Source organism: Pseudomonas sp. RIT-PI-AD (assembly GCF_025642785.1).
GTDB lineage: Bacteria > Pseudomonadota > Gammaproteobacteria > Pseudomonadales > Pseudomonadaceae > Pseudomonas_T.
On record NZ_JANZKU010000017.1, the window covers coordinates 95,701 to 110,342 of the forward strand.

Genomic DNA, 14,642 nt, shown 5'->3' on the forward strand with positions numbered 1-14,642 from the left:
GCGCGGGTAAGCCTAGGATTCCAGCGAAACGATATATGGCGCCGCGCGAGTGCCGACGCTTCAGGCCGGGCGTGGCGTCCAGCCCAGTTGCCGCTCGATGGCCTCGCGATAGGGCGTGCGGATTTCACTGGGCACCTGGCGTACGTAGGCCTCGGCGTGGGCGCGTGGCTCTCCCTGCAGGTCGTTCAGGTAGCGGACGACCTCGGCTTCGCTGGGGATGCGCCCCTCCTGGCCGGCCGAGCGTGGCGGCAGGGCGGTCCAGATCACTGCGGGAATCCCCTCGCGCTCCGCCCAGGCGGCGATCAGCGGGTGGCGCACGTCATCGCTGGACAGGTCGAGGCTGCCGATGCCTTCCGGCCGTTGCGGGTCGATCTGCTCGCGGCGCCGCAGCCATTCCCGCGCGGCCTCCAGGCTGTCCACTTGCAGGTAGGCCCAATACGTTGGCGCCGGCGGGGCTTGCTCGCAGAGCACGATCGCCAGTTCGCCGCCATCGCTTTCCCGCGCGAACTCCAGGGGCAGCAACGGACCGCCCGCGCGCCACGCCGACGCCAAGGGGAGGGGGTCGGGTTTCCAGAGCAAGGAACCCCAGCCCAGGCAGACGATGCGGTTTTCGATGCTCATGGGGCGTTGCTCCTGGTTACGTGCGCCGGATGGCGGACGTCGAAGGGGGCGCCGGCCGCTTGCGGCCGGCAGGCTGTCGCCCTGTTGGCCGTCGCGTCACGCCGCGAAGGCAGGCATAGGGTTGAGAGTAGCGGCTGGCGCGTCGGTTCAGGGCCGTCGGCGGGGAGCGATGGGGTGCCAGCTTTCTCCCGGGCCGACCGGCCAGGCCATCGGGCTGATGCCGATGGCCGACCTCGGCCCCGGACGGCTCGGGAGGGGGCGGGTGAGCGCGATATCGCTGGCGACAGGTTGTCTCCGCAGAACGGGCGATCCGCGCGGCGGGGCTCCAACCGCATTGGATTGCTTTTGCAACTATTGCATGTGCAATTTATACTGAAAGTTCATTTTCGGAGGCCGCCCCCATGCACTTCGCCCTTCCCAGCGCCACGCTGCAGACCCGCCAGGCCGCCCTCGCATGCATCGCCCGGCTGGAGGCGATGGAGGATGCCTTGGCAGCGACGCCGGCTCGGGCGCTCGAAGGCATGGTCGCCGCGCTCCGGGGCGCCCCCTCGCTGGCCGAGCAGGCCTGGATCGTCCGCGCCGACGCGCCATCGTCCGCTGCCGCCAGCGCCTGGCCGTTGTGGTTCCAGCCGCGGGAAACGCGCCATGAGCGGCCGCTGTTTTACCTGATGCATGCACGTTCGATCGACGAGTTGCGCGCCCTGGCCCTGGAGACCGGTGAGCGCGGCATCTTCGGCAATAGCGTCGATGCGCCTGCTTCGGCGCGGCCCGGCATGCAGCCGGGGCTGCCGCTGTGGCTGGCGGCCAATCCGCGCTGTACGCCCTACGATCCGGCGTCGGCGCAGGAAGCCCGCGCCATCGTGACCGCCGCCCTGCGCAGGCTCTACGTGGACGGCCGGCAGGGCTTCTATTACCTCAGGCTGCACGATCGCTGCCCGGACGCGCGTGCCGAGGGGCCGGATCTGTCCCGGCAGGCGGCGCTGGAGGCGGCGCGGGGCATGTATCTCGTGCGCCCGGCCTCGGCGCGGGCGGGCGCAGCCAGGGTCCGGCTGCTGGGGGCCGGGCAGGCCCTGGACGCGGTGCTCGCGGCCGGTCGGGCGTTGCGGGAGGAGTGGAACGTGGAGACGGAAGTCTGGAGCTGCCCGAGCTATACCCGGCTGGCCCGGGAAAGCCGCGCGGTGGAGCGCTGGAACCGCCTGCATCCCTGTGCGCCACGGCGACGCAGTCATCTGCAACGCTGCCTCGGAACGGCAGCCGATCCGGTCATCGCGGTGACCGGCTACGACCGCTGCATCGCCGAGCAGATCGGACGACACGCGCCCGGGCGTTTCCTCGCCCTCGGCGCGGAGTCCGCTGGCCGCGCCGGAACGCCCGTGGACGCCCGCTGGATCGCCTTCGCCGCCCTCGGTGCCCTGGTGGACGAGGGGCGCCTGCCGAGCCGCGTGGCCCGCGAAGCGCTGCTCCGCTACGGTTTCGGCGATGCCTGAGGTTCAGCCGGTCGGGGCGCTGTCGTCCTCGCCCGAAGCGGCACGGCGGGCGGCCTGTCCGGCTTGGTCCAGGGCCTCGGCGAAGGCCTGGCGCTGCGCCGGATCGAAGCGGGCGAGGAACAGGTCGGCCACCGTGGCTTCGTAGATCGCCCACATGCGCTTGCGCAGGGCACGGCCCGCCGGGGTGATGCTGGCGAAGGCCGCGCGGCCGTCTTCCGCCGAACGCACCCGGGTGACCAGGCCTTCCTTTTCCAGGCGGTCCACCAGACGGGTGAGGTTGTAGCGCTCGATGGCCAGCACGTCCGCCAGTTCGTGCATGCGGCGGGTGCCCTCCGGGCCGCTTTCCAGCCCCCAGAGGGCGTCGTACCAGGCATAGACCGGCAGGCCGGCGGCGGCGAGGCGCCGTTCTATCTCGCGGATCATCAAGCGATGGGCGCGGACGAAGGAAAACCAGAGATCGGGTTCGGTGGCCATGGAGTCGTCTTCCAAAAGGGATTGCATTTGCAATTCTAGCGCGGGCGATTACAATCCGGCTCATACGATTGCAGTTGCAACTTTATTTTCCGTCCACCGCCTGCCTGGAGAACGCCATGAATCCATCCTCGACCCGGACGGACGCCGATCCGTCGGAAACCCGCGAATGGCTGGACGCCCTGCATTCGGTGGTGGCGGTGGAGGGCAGGCCGCGCGCCCACTACCTGATCGACCAATTGCTGGACTTCGACGTCGCCCTCCACGGCGACTTCCATGGCCGCGTCACCACGCCCTACGTCAACACCCTCGGGGTCGAGCGCCAATTGCCCTATCCCGGCGACCTGGCCATCGAGCGTCGGCTCAATGCCTTCATCCGCTGGAACGCCATGGCCATGGTGCTGCGCGCCGGCAAGCATTCCAACGTCGGCGGCCACATCGCCACCTACGCGTCGGCGGCGGTGCTCTACGACGTGGGCTTCGAGCATTTCTTCCGCGGTCGCAGCGAGAGCTTCGCCGGCGACATGCTGTACATCCAGGGGCACTCGTCTCCCGGCATCTACGGCCGTGCCTATCTGGAAGGCCGGATCGACGAGGCGCAACTCGACAACTTCCGCCGCGAGACCGGCGGCGCCGGGCTTTCCTCCTACCCCCATCCGCGGCTGATGCCGGACTTCTGGCAATTTCCCACGGTGTCCATGGGGCTCGGCCCGATCATGGCCGCCTACCAGGGCCGCTTCATGCGCTACCTGGAGAACCGCGGGCTCAAGGAGCACCAGGGGCGCAAGGTCTGGGCCTTCCTCGGCGACGGCGAGATGGACCAGCCGGAGTCCCTGGCGGCGATTTCCCTGGCCGGGCGCGAGAAGCTCGACAACCTGATCTTCGTGGTCAATTGCAACCTGCAGCGCCTGGACGGGCCGGTGCGCGGCAACGGCAAGGTGATCCAGGAATTCGAAAGCCTGTACCGGGCGGCGGGCTGGAACGTCATCAAGGTGATCTGGGGCGGTGGCTGGGACGCCTTGCTGGAGAAGGACCGCAGCGGCCTGCTGCGCCAGCGGATGATGGAGTGCGTGGACGGCGAGTACCAGAACTACAAGTCGCAGAACGGCGCCTACGTGCGCGAGCACTTCTTCGGCAAGTACCCGGAGTTGCTGGAACTGGTGGCCGACCTCAGCGACGAGCAGATCTGGAAGCTGTCGCGCGGCGGCCACGATCCGGAGAAGGTCTACAACGCCTACGCCGCCGCGATGCGCCACAGCGGCCAGCCCACGGTGATCCTGGCCAAGACGGTCAAGGGCTTCGGCATGGGGGAGGCCGGCGAGGGGCAGAACATCAACCACCAGTTGAAGAAGATGGGCGCCGAGGCGGTAAGGGCCTTCCGCGACCGTTTCGGCCTGGCGCTCGGCGACGACCGCCTGGACGAGATCCCCTACCTGAAACCGGCCGCGGACAGCGAGGAGGCGTTGTACCTCCGTGCCCGACGCGCCCGCCTCGGCGGCGCCGTCCCGGCCCGCTTCGACGACTGCCCGCCCTTGCGGATCCCGCCCCTGTCGGCCTTCGAGGCGCAGCTCAAGGACTCCGGCGAACGGGCTTTCTCCACCACCATGGCGTTCGTGCGCCTGCTCGGCACCCTGCTGAAGGACCCGCACATCGGCAAGCGCGTGGTGCCCATCGTGCCCGACGAGTCGCGCACCTTCGGCATGGAAGGGCTGTTCCGCCAGATCGGCATCCATTCCCACGTCGGCCAGCTCTACACGCCCCAGGACGCCGGGCAACTGAGCTACTACAAGGAGAGCCGGGACGGCCAGATCATGCAGGAGGGGCTGAACGAGTCCGGCGCCATGTCCTCCTGGATCGCCGCCAGCACCGCCTACAGCAACCACGGCGTGATGACCCTGCCGTTCTACATCTATTACTCGATGTTCGGCTTCCAGCGGGTCGGCGACCTGGCCTGGGCGGCCGGCGACGCGCGGGCGCGCGGCTTCCTGCTGGGGGCGACCTCGGGGCGCACCACGCTGATGGGCGAAGGCCTGCAGCACGACGACGGCCACAGCCACGTGCTGTCCTCGGTGATCCCCTGCTGCCTGTCCTACGACCCGACCTTCGCCTTCGAACTGGCGGTGATCATCCAGGAAGGCATGCGCCGCATGTACGTCGAGCAGGAGGACGTCTTCTACTACATCACCCTGCTCAACGAGAACTACCCGCACCCGGCGCTGCCGCCCGGGACGGAGGCGGGCATCCTCAAGGGGTTGTACCGGCTCAGCGGCTGCGAGGCCCCGGAGGCCGACGCGCCGCGGGTGCAACTGCTGGGCAGCGGCGCCATCCTGCGCGAAGTCATGGCCGCGGCGGAGCTGCTGGCGGCGGATTTCGGCGTGGCCAGCGATGTCTGGAGCGCCACCAGCCTGACCGAGCTGCGCCGCGACGGATTGCAGGCCGAGCGCTGGAACCTGTTGCATCCGGACCGCGAGCCGCGGTTGCCCTACGTGCGCCAGTGCCTGGCGGCCTACCCGGGCCCGGTGGTGGTGGCGACCGACTACATGAAGATCGTCGCCGACCAGATCCGGCCCTTCGTCGAGGACCGCCGCTTCGTGTCCCTGGGCACCGATGGCTTCGGTCGTTCCGACACGCGGGAGGCGCTGCGCCGGTTCTTCGAGGTGGACCGGCATTTCATCGTGCTGGCGGCGCTCAAGGCGCTGGCGGACGACGGACGCCTCGCGCGCACCCGCGTGGCAGAGGCGATCGCCCGCTACGGCATCGAGGCGGACAAGCCCGACCCGACCCAGGGCTGAGGCGGCGTACCGGCGGGCGAGCGCCACGGCGCTCGATGTCCGCCGGGCGGGCCGCGAGCTGTGCCCAGCCGTCACAGCGGCTGTGACCGCCGGGCCGTTCCTCGCGCCGCTGGACTTGCCTAACCTGGCCGCGACCGACGCCGTTCCCCGAAGCGCCGGCGCCCGCCAGCCAGTGAGAAGCCAATGAGCAGTCCAGCCAAGCCCGACGAACTCGCGATTCCCTATCAACTGCCCCAAGTGCCCTACATGTCCCCGGACATGGTGCATCCCGGCGTCATGACCCAATGGCTGGAGAACGACGACCTCTGGGTGCCGGTGACCCAGACCGTGTCCTTCAAGCCGCTGCTGCTCAGCGTCAGCGGTGGCTACTACATCAACCTGCTGCGGGTGCGCCAGGCCGGCGTGCTCTCCCGTCACCGCCACACCGGCGGCGTGCATGCCCTGGTGCTCAAGGGCCGCTGGTACTACCTGGAGCACGACTGGATCGCCGAGGAAGGCTCCTTCGCCTTCGAGCCGCCGGGGGAGACCCACACCCTCTACGTGCCCGAGGACGTCGAGGAGATGATCACCTGGTTCCACGTGCAGGGCGGCTACACCTACGTCGACCCCCAGGGGGTCGCCGTGGGCTACGAAGACGTGTTCACCAAGCTGGAAACCGCGCGCCGGCACTACCGGTCCATCGGCCTGCCGGACGATTACGTCGAGCGGTTCATCCGCTAGGCGAGAAGTGCCGGCGCTCGGATGCTGGTTAAAAACAGGTTCGGAACGCTCATTGACGGCACGTGGGCGCCCCTTCTTCGCCTGTTTTTGCCTGGCCTGACCTTCGCTCGGTGACGTTCGTACAGACTCCAGGGTCTGTCGAATGCGGGCGACGCGCGAGTCGGGCCTTCGCCGCGGTTTCGACCCCGCCCCGGGCACGGGCGCGTTTCGTCCGCAGCCGGGCGCGGCGCGCTCGCCTCCGAGGCGACGGGCCCCCTGGCACGCGGAGCCCGGCGTGGCGCTGCTATGATCGGCGGTCCGAAGCTGAAGGCGGTGCAGGCATGGATCATTACTCGCAGTTGCTGGCGTTCATCTGGGCCACCGAGCAGGGCAGCTTCTCCGCGGCGGCGCGGGCCCACGACCTGTCGCCTTCGGCCATCAGCAAACTGATTTCCCGGCTCGAGGACCGCCTGCAGGTGCGCCTGTTCCAACGCGGCGCGCGCAGCCTGTCGCTCACCGAGGAGGGCGCCGCCTACCTGCGCAGCGCCCGCGCGGTGGTGGAGGCGATGGCCGAGGCGGACTCCCTGGCCGAGGCGTTGCCGGCGCGGGTCGGCGGCACGCTGCGGATCCACACCATGGCCACCTTCGCCAAGCACCAGATCCTGCCCTGGCTGGATGATTTCCTCGATCGCTATCCGGGACTCGACGTGGAGTTGCAGCTCGGCGCGCAGTACCTGGACCAGTTCGACCAGGGCTTGGACCTGGCCATCCACAGCGGCGTGCTGCCCAACTCGTCGCGCATCGCCCGGCGCATCGGCGAAAGCGAATGGCTGCTGTGCGCCTCGCCCGACTACCTGGCGCGACGCGGTACGCCCGGCCATCCGCAGGAACTGCTGGAGCACCGCTGTTTCAATTTCGGTTTCGACAGCCCTTGGAACACCTGGGCCTTCCGGGTCGAAGGGGAGATGCTCAGCGTGCCGGTGGTGGCCCGGGCGTCCTTCACCCAGGGCGATCTGCTGCGGGACATGGCGCTGTCCGGCGCCGGCATCGTCAAGCTGGCGGATTTCCACATCGGCGCGGACATACGCGCGGGCAGGCTGGTCCCGTTGTTGCGGGGGTTCGGCAGCGGGGCGACCGAGCCGATCTACCTGGTCTACGCCAACCGCAAGCACTTGAGCCCACGGATCAAGGTATTCCGGGATTTCCTCGAGGCGCGCATGCGGCGTTCGCCCTGGGGGCTGCCGGCGGAGATGACCTAGGGCCGCCCCGCCTGCGCCCGACGAATGGGTCTGGCGCCGGCGATGCGGGCGCGCCGCCCGGGGATCAGAAGGTCGGCGGCGATACCGCGCTGACCACCACGCACTCTTCGTCGAAGGGGTTGCGCATGCGGTGCGGCAGGCGGCTGTCGAAGTAGTAGGCGTCGCCGGTCTCGAGGATCCGCGTTTCCTCGCCGACGGTCATCTCCAGGCGGCCCTTGACCACCACGCCGCCTTCCTCGGCCTCGTGGGCATAGAGCTCGCAGCCGGTGTCGGCGCCGGGGGCATAGCGCTCGTGGAGGATCATCATCGAGCTGTTGACCAGGTTGGCGCCCACCTGGCGGTAGGAGAGCGAGGTGCCATCCGCCAGCTCAACCAGTTCGTCGGCCTTGTAGAAGACCGCGCGATCGAGCACGTCCGAGTCGGAGAAGAAGCTGCTCAGGGTGACGTTGAGTGGTTCCAGCAGGCGTTTCAGCACGCTGATCGAGGGGCTGGAGTTGTCCCGTTCGATCAGCGAGATGTTCGGGTGGGAGACTCCGCTGAGTTCAGCCAGGCCACGGATGGACAGGCCTCGGGCCTGGCGCAGGGTCTTCAGGCGCGCGCCCACGGAGAGCGCCGGTTCCGCCGCTTTGTCGACCTGCGCGACGGGAGTGGATTCGATGGCTGCGGACATCTCAGTCTTCTCGTTCCTTGGCACGGCTACCCACTGACAACGGTATCCGCCCGCCGATACGGCGAGCGCGAACAGGCGGCATCCTAGCACAGGGAGGAGCTGCGCCTTTTCGCTACAGCGGCGTGGATGGCGCACCCGGGCAGGGCGGCACGGGCGTGGAAACCACCCAGGCACAGGAGCGACGGCATTCGCTGCGATGCGTCCGCGGGGCGGCGTCATCGGCCGAAACGGACCCGTGCAAAACCATCGCGGACCCTGGAAGGCGGGCGATTCCGGGGAAAACCCCGGGCTGTGAAAAAAGACTTGCTGCCGGTCGGTGCGCGGTGGTAAAAATTTTTACCACCGCTGCCACCCCCACTGCGCTGAGGATAAAAATGCACAAATCGAGCCGTACTCTCATCTCCCTGGGTTTCGCCTTGTCGACCCTGACGCTGGCCCAGACCGTCGCCGCCCGCGACCTCACCGTGGTCTCCTGGGGCGGCAACTTCCAGGATGCGCAGCGGGACATCTTCTTCATCCCCTTCGGCAAGCAGACCGGCAAGACCGTGCTCGATCAAAGCTGGGACGGCGGCGTCGGCGTGCTCGACGCCAAGGTGCGGGTGGGCGATCCCAACTGGGACGTGGTCGAGGTGGAGTCCGAGGACCTGGCCCTGGGCTGCGAATCCGGTCTCTACGAGAAGATCGACTGGGCCAAGGTCGGCGACCGGAAGGATTTCCTCCCGGAGGCCGTGCACGAGTGCGGGGTCGGCGCCATCGTCTGGAACACCGGGCTGACCTACGACGGCAATCGCCTGAAGGACGGCCCGACCTCCTGGGCGGATTTCTGGGACCTGAAGAAATTCCCCGGCAAGCGCGGCCTGCGCAAGGGCCCCAAGTACGCCCTGGAGTTCGCCCTGCTCGCCGATGGCGTCGAGGCCAAGGACGTCTATTCGGTGCTGAGCACCCCGCAGGGGGTGGACCGCGCCTTCAACAAGCTCAACCAGATCAAGCCGAGCATCGTCTGGTGGGAAGCCGGCGCCCAGCCCTTGCAGATGCTCTCCGCCGGCGACGTGGTGATGAGCTCCGCCTACAACGGCCGGATCAGCGGCTTCAACCGCAACGAGGGCAAGAACTTCAAGCTGGTCTGGAAGGGCAGCGTCTCGGCGGTGGATTCCTGGGTGGTGCTCAAGGGCAGCGCCAACAAGGACCTGGCGATGGACTTCATCGGCTATGCGAGCAAGCCGGAGAACCAGGCCAAGCTGCCGCCCTACATCGCCTACGGCCTGACCAACACCAAGGCCAACGTCCTGGTGCCGGCGGAATTGCGCGCCGAATTGCCGACCACGCCGGAGAACATGGCCGAGGCGCTGCCGCTGAACGTGGATTTCTGGGTCGAGAACATCGAGCCGCTGACCCAGCGCTTCAACGCCTGGATCGCCCAGAAGTGAGCCCTGGCGGCCGCCCGGCGCGACAGGCCGGGCGCCGCCACGGATGAGCCGATGCCGGGCCGGATGGCCCGGTACGCCTGTACAGTTTTCAGGAGAGCCCATGTCCAATTTGGTTGGCGACGTATCCAGTGCCGCCAGAATCCTCCCCGATCTCGACGGGGAGAAACTGTTCATCCAGCGCGGGGAGGGCGCATACCTCTGGGATGCCCGGGGCCGCCGCTACATCGATACCGCCCTGGGCTTCGGTGCCGTGCTGGTCGGGCACTCGGAGCCGGGAATCGTCGCCGGCGTGGCCGGGGCCCTGCAGGACGCCGCCGCGCCTTCCTGGGCCCACGTCCGCGAGCACGGCGCGGCGCGGGCCCTGGCGGCCCACACCGGCGCGCTGGACAAGGTGATCTTCACCAATTCCGGGAGCGAGGCGGTGCACCTGGCCTGCCGCGCGGCGCGGGCCTACACCGGCCGCGGACGGATCGCCAAGATGGCCGCGGGGTTCGACGGCTGGTTCGACGAGGTGGCGTTCGGCAACGTCAATTCCGCCGAGGCCCTGTTCGATCCGCAACGGCGTCCCACCACCGAGCGCACCACCTTGCTGCGCTACAACGATTTCGCCGATGTCGAGCGCCTGTTCGCCGAGCACCACGACATCGCCGCGGTGCTGCTGGAACCGATGCTGGCCAACGCCGGCTGCATCATGCCGGCGCCCGGCTACCTGAAGCACGTGCAGGCGGTTGCCCACGCCCACGGCGCGCTGCTGATCTGCGACGAAGTGCTGATGGGCTTCCGCCTGTATCCGGGCCTCGCCGGCCTGCGCGAGGGGCTGAGCCCGGACCTGGCCACGGTGGGCAAGGCGATCGGCAACGGCGTGCCGGTTTCGGCGTTGCTGGGGCGCGCGGCGATCCTCGCCGGTTTCGAAGAAGGCCGCGTGTTACGTGGCGGCACCTTCAGCGGCAACCCCATGGCCTGCGCGGCGGTCACCCACACCCTGGAACGCCTCGACGCCGCCGACTATCCGCGCCTGATCGCCCGCGGCGACGCCCTGCGCCGCTCCATCGAAGCCTCCTTCCGGGCCCAGGGCCTGGCGTTGTCCACCAGCGGCTACGGCAACGTCTTCGGCCTCTGGCCCGGGACAGAGGCGCCCACCTGCTACGAGCAGGCGGCCCAGATCGCCGATCCGCTGTTCTCCACCGCCCTGCACCTGGCGTTGCGCCGTGCCGGCGTGCTGGCGATGCCGTCGCCCTATGGGCGCATCTACCTGTCATTCGCCCACACGGATGCGGTGGTCGAGGAGATGCGCGGCGCATTCGACGACGCGGCGCGGGAACTGGCCAGCACCTTTCGCCACGGCTGAGCACGCGCGCCGCCACCGCCCGCGAACGGATGGCGCGGGCAGAGGAGCTGTCTCGGAGCACTCCTAAAAGGGGGGCGCGGGCGACCGATTCGCTGGCGTTGCGAGCCGTCCCGTGGGCTCCCGTGGCGGCGTGGGGCGGATGCAGACGGTCTCGCAGCCTCAAGGGCGGATACGCGTATCCCCCTCGGAGAGGTCGCGGGGGGCTCCAGAGCGACTTCAAGACATCGACACCCTCGCGAGCACAGGGCACTCGTCCGCCGACCGCGGGCATCGGCGCCCGAGAGCGGGGCAGAGTCGATGGTCGAGGAATGGGAGAGGGGAGCGCGCTAACGGCAATCCCGGCAGTCGCGGAGTCGCAGGCCGTTGGAGAAAAGCACGCGTGCGGCTGCTGGGGCGCCGTCGAAGAAGCCCACGGGCCGCGCCGAAGGTGCGCGCGGCCCGGGCGTCGAGGTTAGGGCAGGATCACCAGCCGGTCCGGCAGTTCGTTGCGGGCATGGGTGGCCGGCACGTGCCGCTTGAGGTGCTCGCCGCAGGCTTCGATGCAGGCGAGGAAGCCCTGCAGGGTATCGCCCCGGCGCACGGCCGTGGTGAAGGTGTCGACGATGGCGGCCCAGGTGTCGTCGGCGAGACGGCTGGAAATCCCCCGATCCACCAGGATTTCCACGTAGCGCTCGGCCTCGGACACGAAGATCAGCACCCCGGTGCCGCCCTCGGTGTGGTGCAGCTTGAGCTCGAGGAACTGCCGCCGCGCCAGGTTGGCCGCCCGCCAATGGCGCACCGAGCGCGGGATCAGGTGCGAGGTGACGGCGGGGATCTTGAACGCCAGCCCGAGCACGATGAAGGTGAGCCATTGCGCCACCACCAACTGGTGGGCGTTCAGCCAGAGCGGGTAATAGTTGAGGAGACCCGGCACCAGCAGGGCGAGCAGTCCCGCCCAGAGCAACGGGATGTAGGTGTAGTCGTCGGCGCGGGCGGCGAGTACCGTGACCAGCTCGGCGTCGGTTTCCCGTTCGATTCGCGCGATGGCCTCGGCGACCCGTTGCTGGTCGCTTTCGCTCAATAGACTCATGGGTTTCTTCGCATCCTTCCTCGGTTCACCAGCCACCGGAAGCACCGCCGCCGCCGAAGCTGCCGCCGCCTCCACCGAAACCGCCGCCGCCGAAGCCGCCACCCGAGGACCGTCCGCCGCCGCCCAATAGGCCGCCGAGAATCGCCCCGGTGAGGATCGAGCGTCCACCGCCGCCGCCCCTGCCGCCTCCACCGCCGCCGCGGAGCATCAGCATCACCAGGATGAACAGCACGAAGAAGGCGAAGCCCGGCACCCGTTGCTTGTCGGGGTGGGCTGCGGCGTGTCGTTCGGGCTGCGCCAGCGGGTCGCCGCCGAGCACCTGCAGGATGGCGCCGACACCCTCACGGATGCCGGCCGGGTAGTCGCCGCGACGGAACGCCGGGACGATCACGCTGTTGATGATGACCGCGGACTGCGCATCGGTCAGGCGGTCTTCCAGGCCGTAGCCCACCTCAATGCGCACCTTACGGTCGTCGCGGACGACGATCAGCAGGGCGCCGTTGTCCTTGCCCTTCTGCCCGATGCCCCAGTGGCGCCCGAGCTGGTAGCCATAGTCCTCGAGGCTGTCGCCTTGCAGGCTGGGCAGGGTGACCACCACCACCTGTTCGCCGGTGGCCTGTTCGTGGGCTTCCAGGCTCTGGGTCAGGCTGGCTTGCGTCTGGGCGTCGAGCAATCCGGCTTCGTCGACGACCCGACCGCTGAGCGCGGGGAAGGTCGGCGCGGCCTCGGCCAGCAGGGTGCCGGCCCATAGCAGCAGGACCAGAGGCAGGCCCAGCCATTGCTTCATTCGAAGCTCACGCGCGGCGCCTGCTCGGCGTTCGGTGCGGTGGCCTTGAAGTTCTCCCGTACCTTCATGTCGCGGTACAGGGTCATCTGCCAGAGCCGGCCGGGGAAGGTACGGATCTCGGTGTTGTAGCGTTCGACGGAAGCGATGAAGTCGCGACGCGCCACGGCGATGCGGTTCTCGGTGCCTTCCAGCTGCGATTGCAGGGCCAGGAAGTTCTGGTTGGACTTCAGGTCCGGATAGCGCTCGGACACCACCATCAGGCGACTCAGGGCGCCACTCAGTTGCTGCTGGGCCTGGTCGAATTGCTGCAGTTTCTGCGGGTCGTCCAGGGTGCTGGCGTCCACCTGGATCGAGGTGGCCTTGGCCCGCGCCTCGATCACCTTGGTCAGGGTGTCCTGTTCCTGCTTGGCGTAGCCCTTCACGGTCTCCACCAGATTGGGGATCAGGTCGGCGCGGCGCTGATACTGGTTCTCCACCTGCGCCCAGGCCGATTTCACCTGCTCGTCGTACTGCGGGATTTCGTTCACCCCGCAACCCGACAGCAGCATCGAGAGGAACAGGAAAACGACCAGCTTGGCGTTGGCCAGAGTGGGCAGTTGGGTTCGCATGGCAAGTCCTTGAGCAGAGTGTCGCGATAATCCCGGCAAGCGGCACCGGGTTGGTTGTTCGTCTTAGAAGGGGCAGGCGCGTCCAGAGTTCAGCCCGCCGGCGGAGACCGTTCGAGCCGAGCCCGTCGTAGAAAGGTTTCCATCGGGGCGCATCGCTCCCGCCGCTCCCGCTCCACGCAGCCATGGCACGACTCGACAGCCACCACAGCGGTTGCGCTCCGCTAAAAGCGGCGCCCTCGGGACCGGGTCGCACCGCGCCCGCCTGGTGGCTCGCGCTCGACCGACGCCTGAAACCAAAGAGCACCGGCGCGGCGTTCGGCCGGGCGGAGCCCGGTCCACGCGGGAGGGCTATTCCGCCAACAGCCGCTCGACCGCGTCGAAGGCTTGTCGTTGCCGATCCGGCCAGTCGCCGCCGATTTCCTGGAACGGTTGCCCGTGGCGCAGCAGCCAGTCCTTGCAGGCGCGATGGAAGGCCTGGCGTTCGTCGAGGCCGGGTTGGCAGCGTTGCCCGTCATCGATCCAGGACACGCCGTCCGGGGACAGCAGCAGGTGCAGGTCGTAGCGGCGGGCGAGCAGCGCCGGTTCGATCCAGGCCGGGCAGGCGCCGAACAGCAGCCGGCTCCAGAGCAGATTGCTCAGCAGGTGGGTATCCAGCAGGAGTAGGGACGGCGCCTCGGCGCGGGCGGCGTCTTCCCAGGCCAACTGGCCCTCGGCGATCGCCGGGATATCGGCATAGGTGGTGTCGCGTGCCTGGGTGTCGATGAAGTGGCGGACGTATTCGTCGACCACCCGGCCGCCGAAACGGGCTTGCAGGCGCGCCGCCAGCCAGCTCTTGCCGCTGGATTCGGGGCCTGTGAGCACCACCACCTTCACGCGGCGGCTCCGCGCAGGGCGGGGTCGCGGCGCCATTCGCGCCAGCCTTGCACCGCCAGCAGGGTGAACAACCCGTAGAGCGCCGCGGTGAGGTACAACTCCTTGAAGCAGAACAAGCCGACGAACAGGGTATCGAGCAGCACCCACAGGGCCCAGCATTCCAGGCGCTTCTGTGCCATCCAGACCTGCGCCACCAGGCTGAAGGCGGTCAGGCTGGCGTCCCACCAGGGTTGCGCGGCGTCGGTGTGGGTCGCCATCAGGTAGCCCAGCGCCAGGCTGCCGAGGGCGCCCGCCGCCAGGCCGGCGCTCAGGGCCTTGGCGTCCAGGCGGCTCACGGAGCGCCCGGCGTGGCGTGCGCCGCCGCGGGTCCATTGCCGCCAGCCGTAGATTTGCAGGCCGGCGTAGACCCCTTGCAGGAGCATGTCCGAGTAGAGCTTCACGTCGTAGAAGATCCACCCGTAGAGCAGCACCATGACCAGGCCGATCGGCCAGCCCCAGCGGTTCTGGCGGACGGTCAGCCAGACGGCGATC

General features: G+C 68.8%; 14 protein-coding genes. 6 read left to right on the forward strand and 8 right to left on the reverse strand.

Annotated elements, in window-relative coordinates; all coding sequences use genetic code 11:
* Positions 1–60: 60 nt before the first annotated feature.
* Positions 61–621 (reverse strand): hypothetical protein, encoded by a 561-nt coding sequence (locus OGL92_RS15430; protein ID WP_263145007.1) that lies wholly within the window; start codon positions 619–621, stop codon positions 61–63.
* Positions 622–1,022: 401 nt separating this feature from the next.
* On the opposite strand from OGL92_RS15430, the gene OGL92_RS15435 reads away from it, so the two are divergent.
* Positions 1,023–2,108 carry a pyruvate dehydrogenase gene (locus tag OGL92_RS15435; RefSeq protein ID WP_263145009.1) on the forward strand — a complete coding sequence of 362 codons (1,086 nt, stop codon included), beginning with the start codon at positions 1,023–1,025 and terminating at the stop codon, positions 2,106–2,108.
* Positions 2,109–2,111: 3 nt separating this feature from the next.
* Here the strand turns inward: OGL92_RS15435 and OGL92_RS15440 are convergent, their stop codons facing one another.
* Complete coding sequence (locus OGL92_RS15440) at positions 2,112–2,609, reverse strand: MarR family transcriptional regulator (protein ID WP_263145010.1); 498 nt, start codon at positions 2,607–2,609, stop codon at positions 2,112–2,114.
* Positions 2,610–2,698: 89 nt separating this feature from the next.
* Between OGL92_RS15440 and aceE the strand changes: the two genes are divergently transcribed.
* The 3 genes from aceE to OGL92_RS15455 all read left to right on the forward strand — a co-directional run bounded on the left by aceE (position 2,699) and on the right by OGL92_RS15455 (position 7,329).
* Positions 2,699–5,371: a pyruvate dehydrogenase (acetyl-transferring), homodimeric type gene (gene aceE / locus OGL92_RS15445; RefSeq protein ID WP_263145013.1), complete on the forward strand. Its 2,673-nt coding sequence runs from the start codon at positions 2,699–2,701 to the stop codon at positions 5,369–5,371.
* A 183-nt stretch (positions 5,372–5,554) separates the two neighbouring features.
* Positions 5,555–6,091: a 2,4'-dihydroxyacetophenone dioxygenase family protein gene (locus OGL92_RS15450; protein ID WP_263145015.1), complete on the forward strand. Its 537-nt coding sequence runs from the start codon at positions 5,555–5,557 to the stop codon at positions 6,089–6,091.
* 320 nt (positions 6,092–6,411) lie between these two features.
* The gene (locus tag OGL92_RS15455) at positions 6,412–7,329 is read left to right on the forward strand and encodes a LysR family transcriptional regulator (RefSeq protein ID WP_263145017.1); all 918 of its coding nucleotides are present in this window, start codon (positions 6,412–6,414) and stop codon (positions 7,327–7,329) included.
* A gap of 64 nt (positions 7,330–7,393) precedes the next feature.
* Here OGL92_RS15455 and OGL92_RS15460 read toward each other — a convergent pair whose 3' ends face one another.
* Positions 7,394–7,999, reverse strand: a complete 606-nt coding sequence (locus OGL92_RS15460; RefSeq protein ID WP_263145019.1) for a cupin domain-containing protein — start codon at positions 7,997–7,999, stop codon at positions 7,394–7,396.
* Between the two features lie 374 nt (positions 8,000–8,373).
* On the opposite strand from OGL92_RS15460, the gene OGL92_RS15465 reads away from it, so the two are divergent.
* Positions 8,374–9,426: an ABC transporter substrate-binding protein gene (locus tag OGL92_RS15465; RefSeq protein ID WP_263145021.1), complete on the forward strand. Its 1,053-nt coding sequence runs from the start codon at positions 8,374–8,376 to the stop codon at positions 9,424–9,426.
* Positions 9,427–9,526: 100 nt separating this feature from the next.
* Complete coding sequence (locus OGL92_RS15470) at positions 9,527–10,774, forward strand: aminotransferase class III-fold pyridoxal phosphate-dependent enzyme (protein ID WP_263145024.1); 1,248 nt, start codon at positions 9,527–9,529, stop codon at positions 10,772–10,774.
* 451 nt (positions 10,775–11,225) lie between these two features.
* On the opposite strand, the gene OGL92_RS15475 is transcribed toward OGL92_RS15470, so the two are convergent.
* From OGL92_RS15475 to pnuC, 5 genes are all read right to left on the reverse strand, one after another.
* The gene (locus OGL92_RS15475; RefSeq protein ID WP_263145026.1) at positions 11,226–11,843 is read right to left on the reverse strand and encodes a TPM domain-containing protein; all 618 of its coding nucleotides are present in this window, start codon (positions 11,841–11,843) and stop codon (positions 11,226–11,228) included.
* Between the two features lie 25 nt (positions 11,844–11,868).
* Positions 11,869–12,630 carry a TPM domain-containing protein gene (locus OGL92_RS15480; RefSeq protein WP_263145029.1) on the reverse strand — a complete coding sequence of 254 codons (762 nt, stop codon included), beginning with the start codon at positions 12,628–12,630 and terminating at the stop codon, positions 11,869–11,871.
* Positions 12,627–13,238, reverse strand: a complete 612-nt coding sequence (locus OGL92_RS15485; RefSeq protein ID WP_263145031.1) for a LemA family protein — start codon at positions 13,236–13,238, stop codon at positions 12,627–12,629. Before OGL92_RS15485 ends, OGL92_RS15480 begins: the two co-directional genes overlap by 4 nt.
* Before the next feature lie 348 nt (positions 13,239–13,586).
* A complete protein-coding gene (locus OGL92_RS15490) occupies positions 13,587–14,111 on the reverse strand; it encodes an AAA family ATPase (RefSeq protein WP_263145034.1) in 525 nt (174 codons plus the stop codon).
* On the reverse strand, positions 14,108–14,641 hold the full coding sequence (pnuC, locus tag OGL92_RS15495) for a nicotinamide riboside transporter PnuC (protein ID WP_263145036.1): 534 nt from the start codon (positions 14,639–14,641) through the stop codon (positions 14,108–14,110). Before pnuC ends, OGL92_RS15490 begins: the two co-directional genes overlap by 4 nt.
* Position 14,642 lies beyond the last annotated feature (1 nt).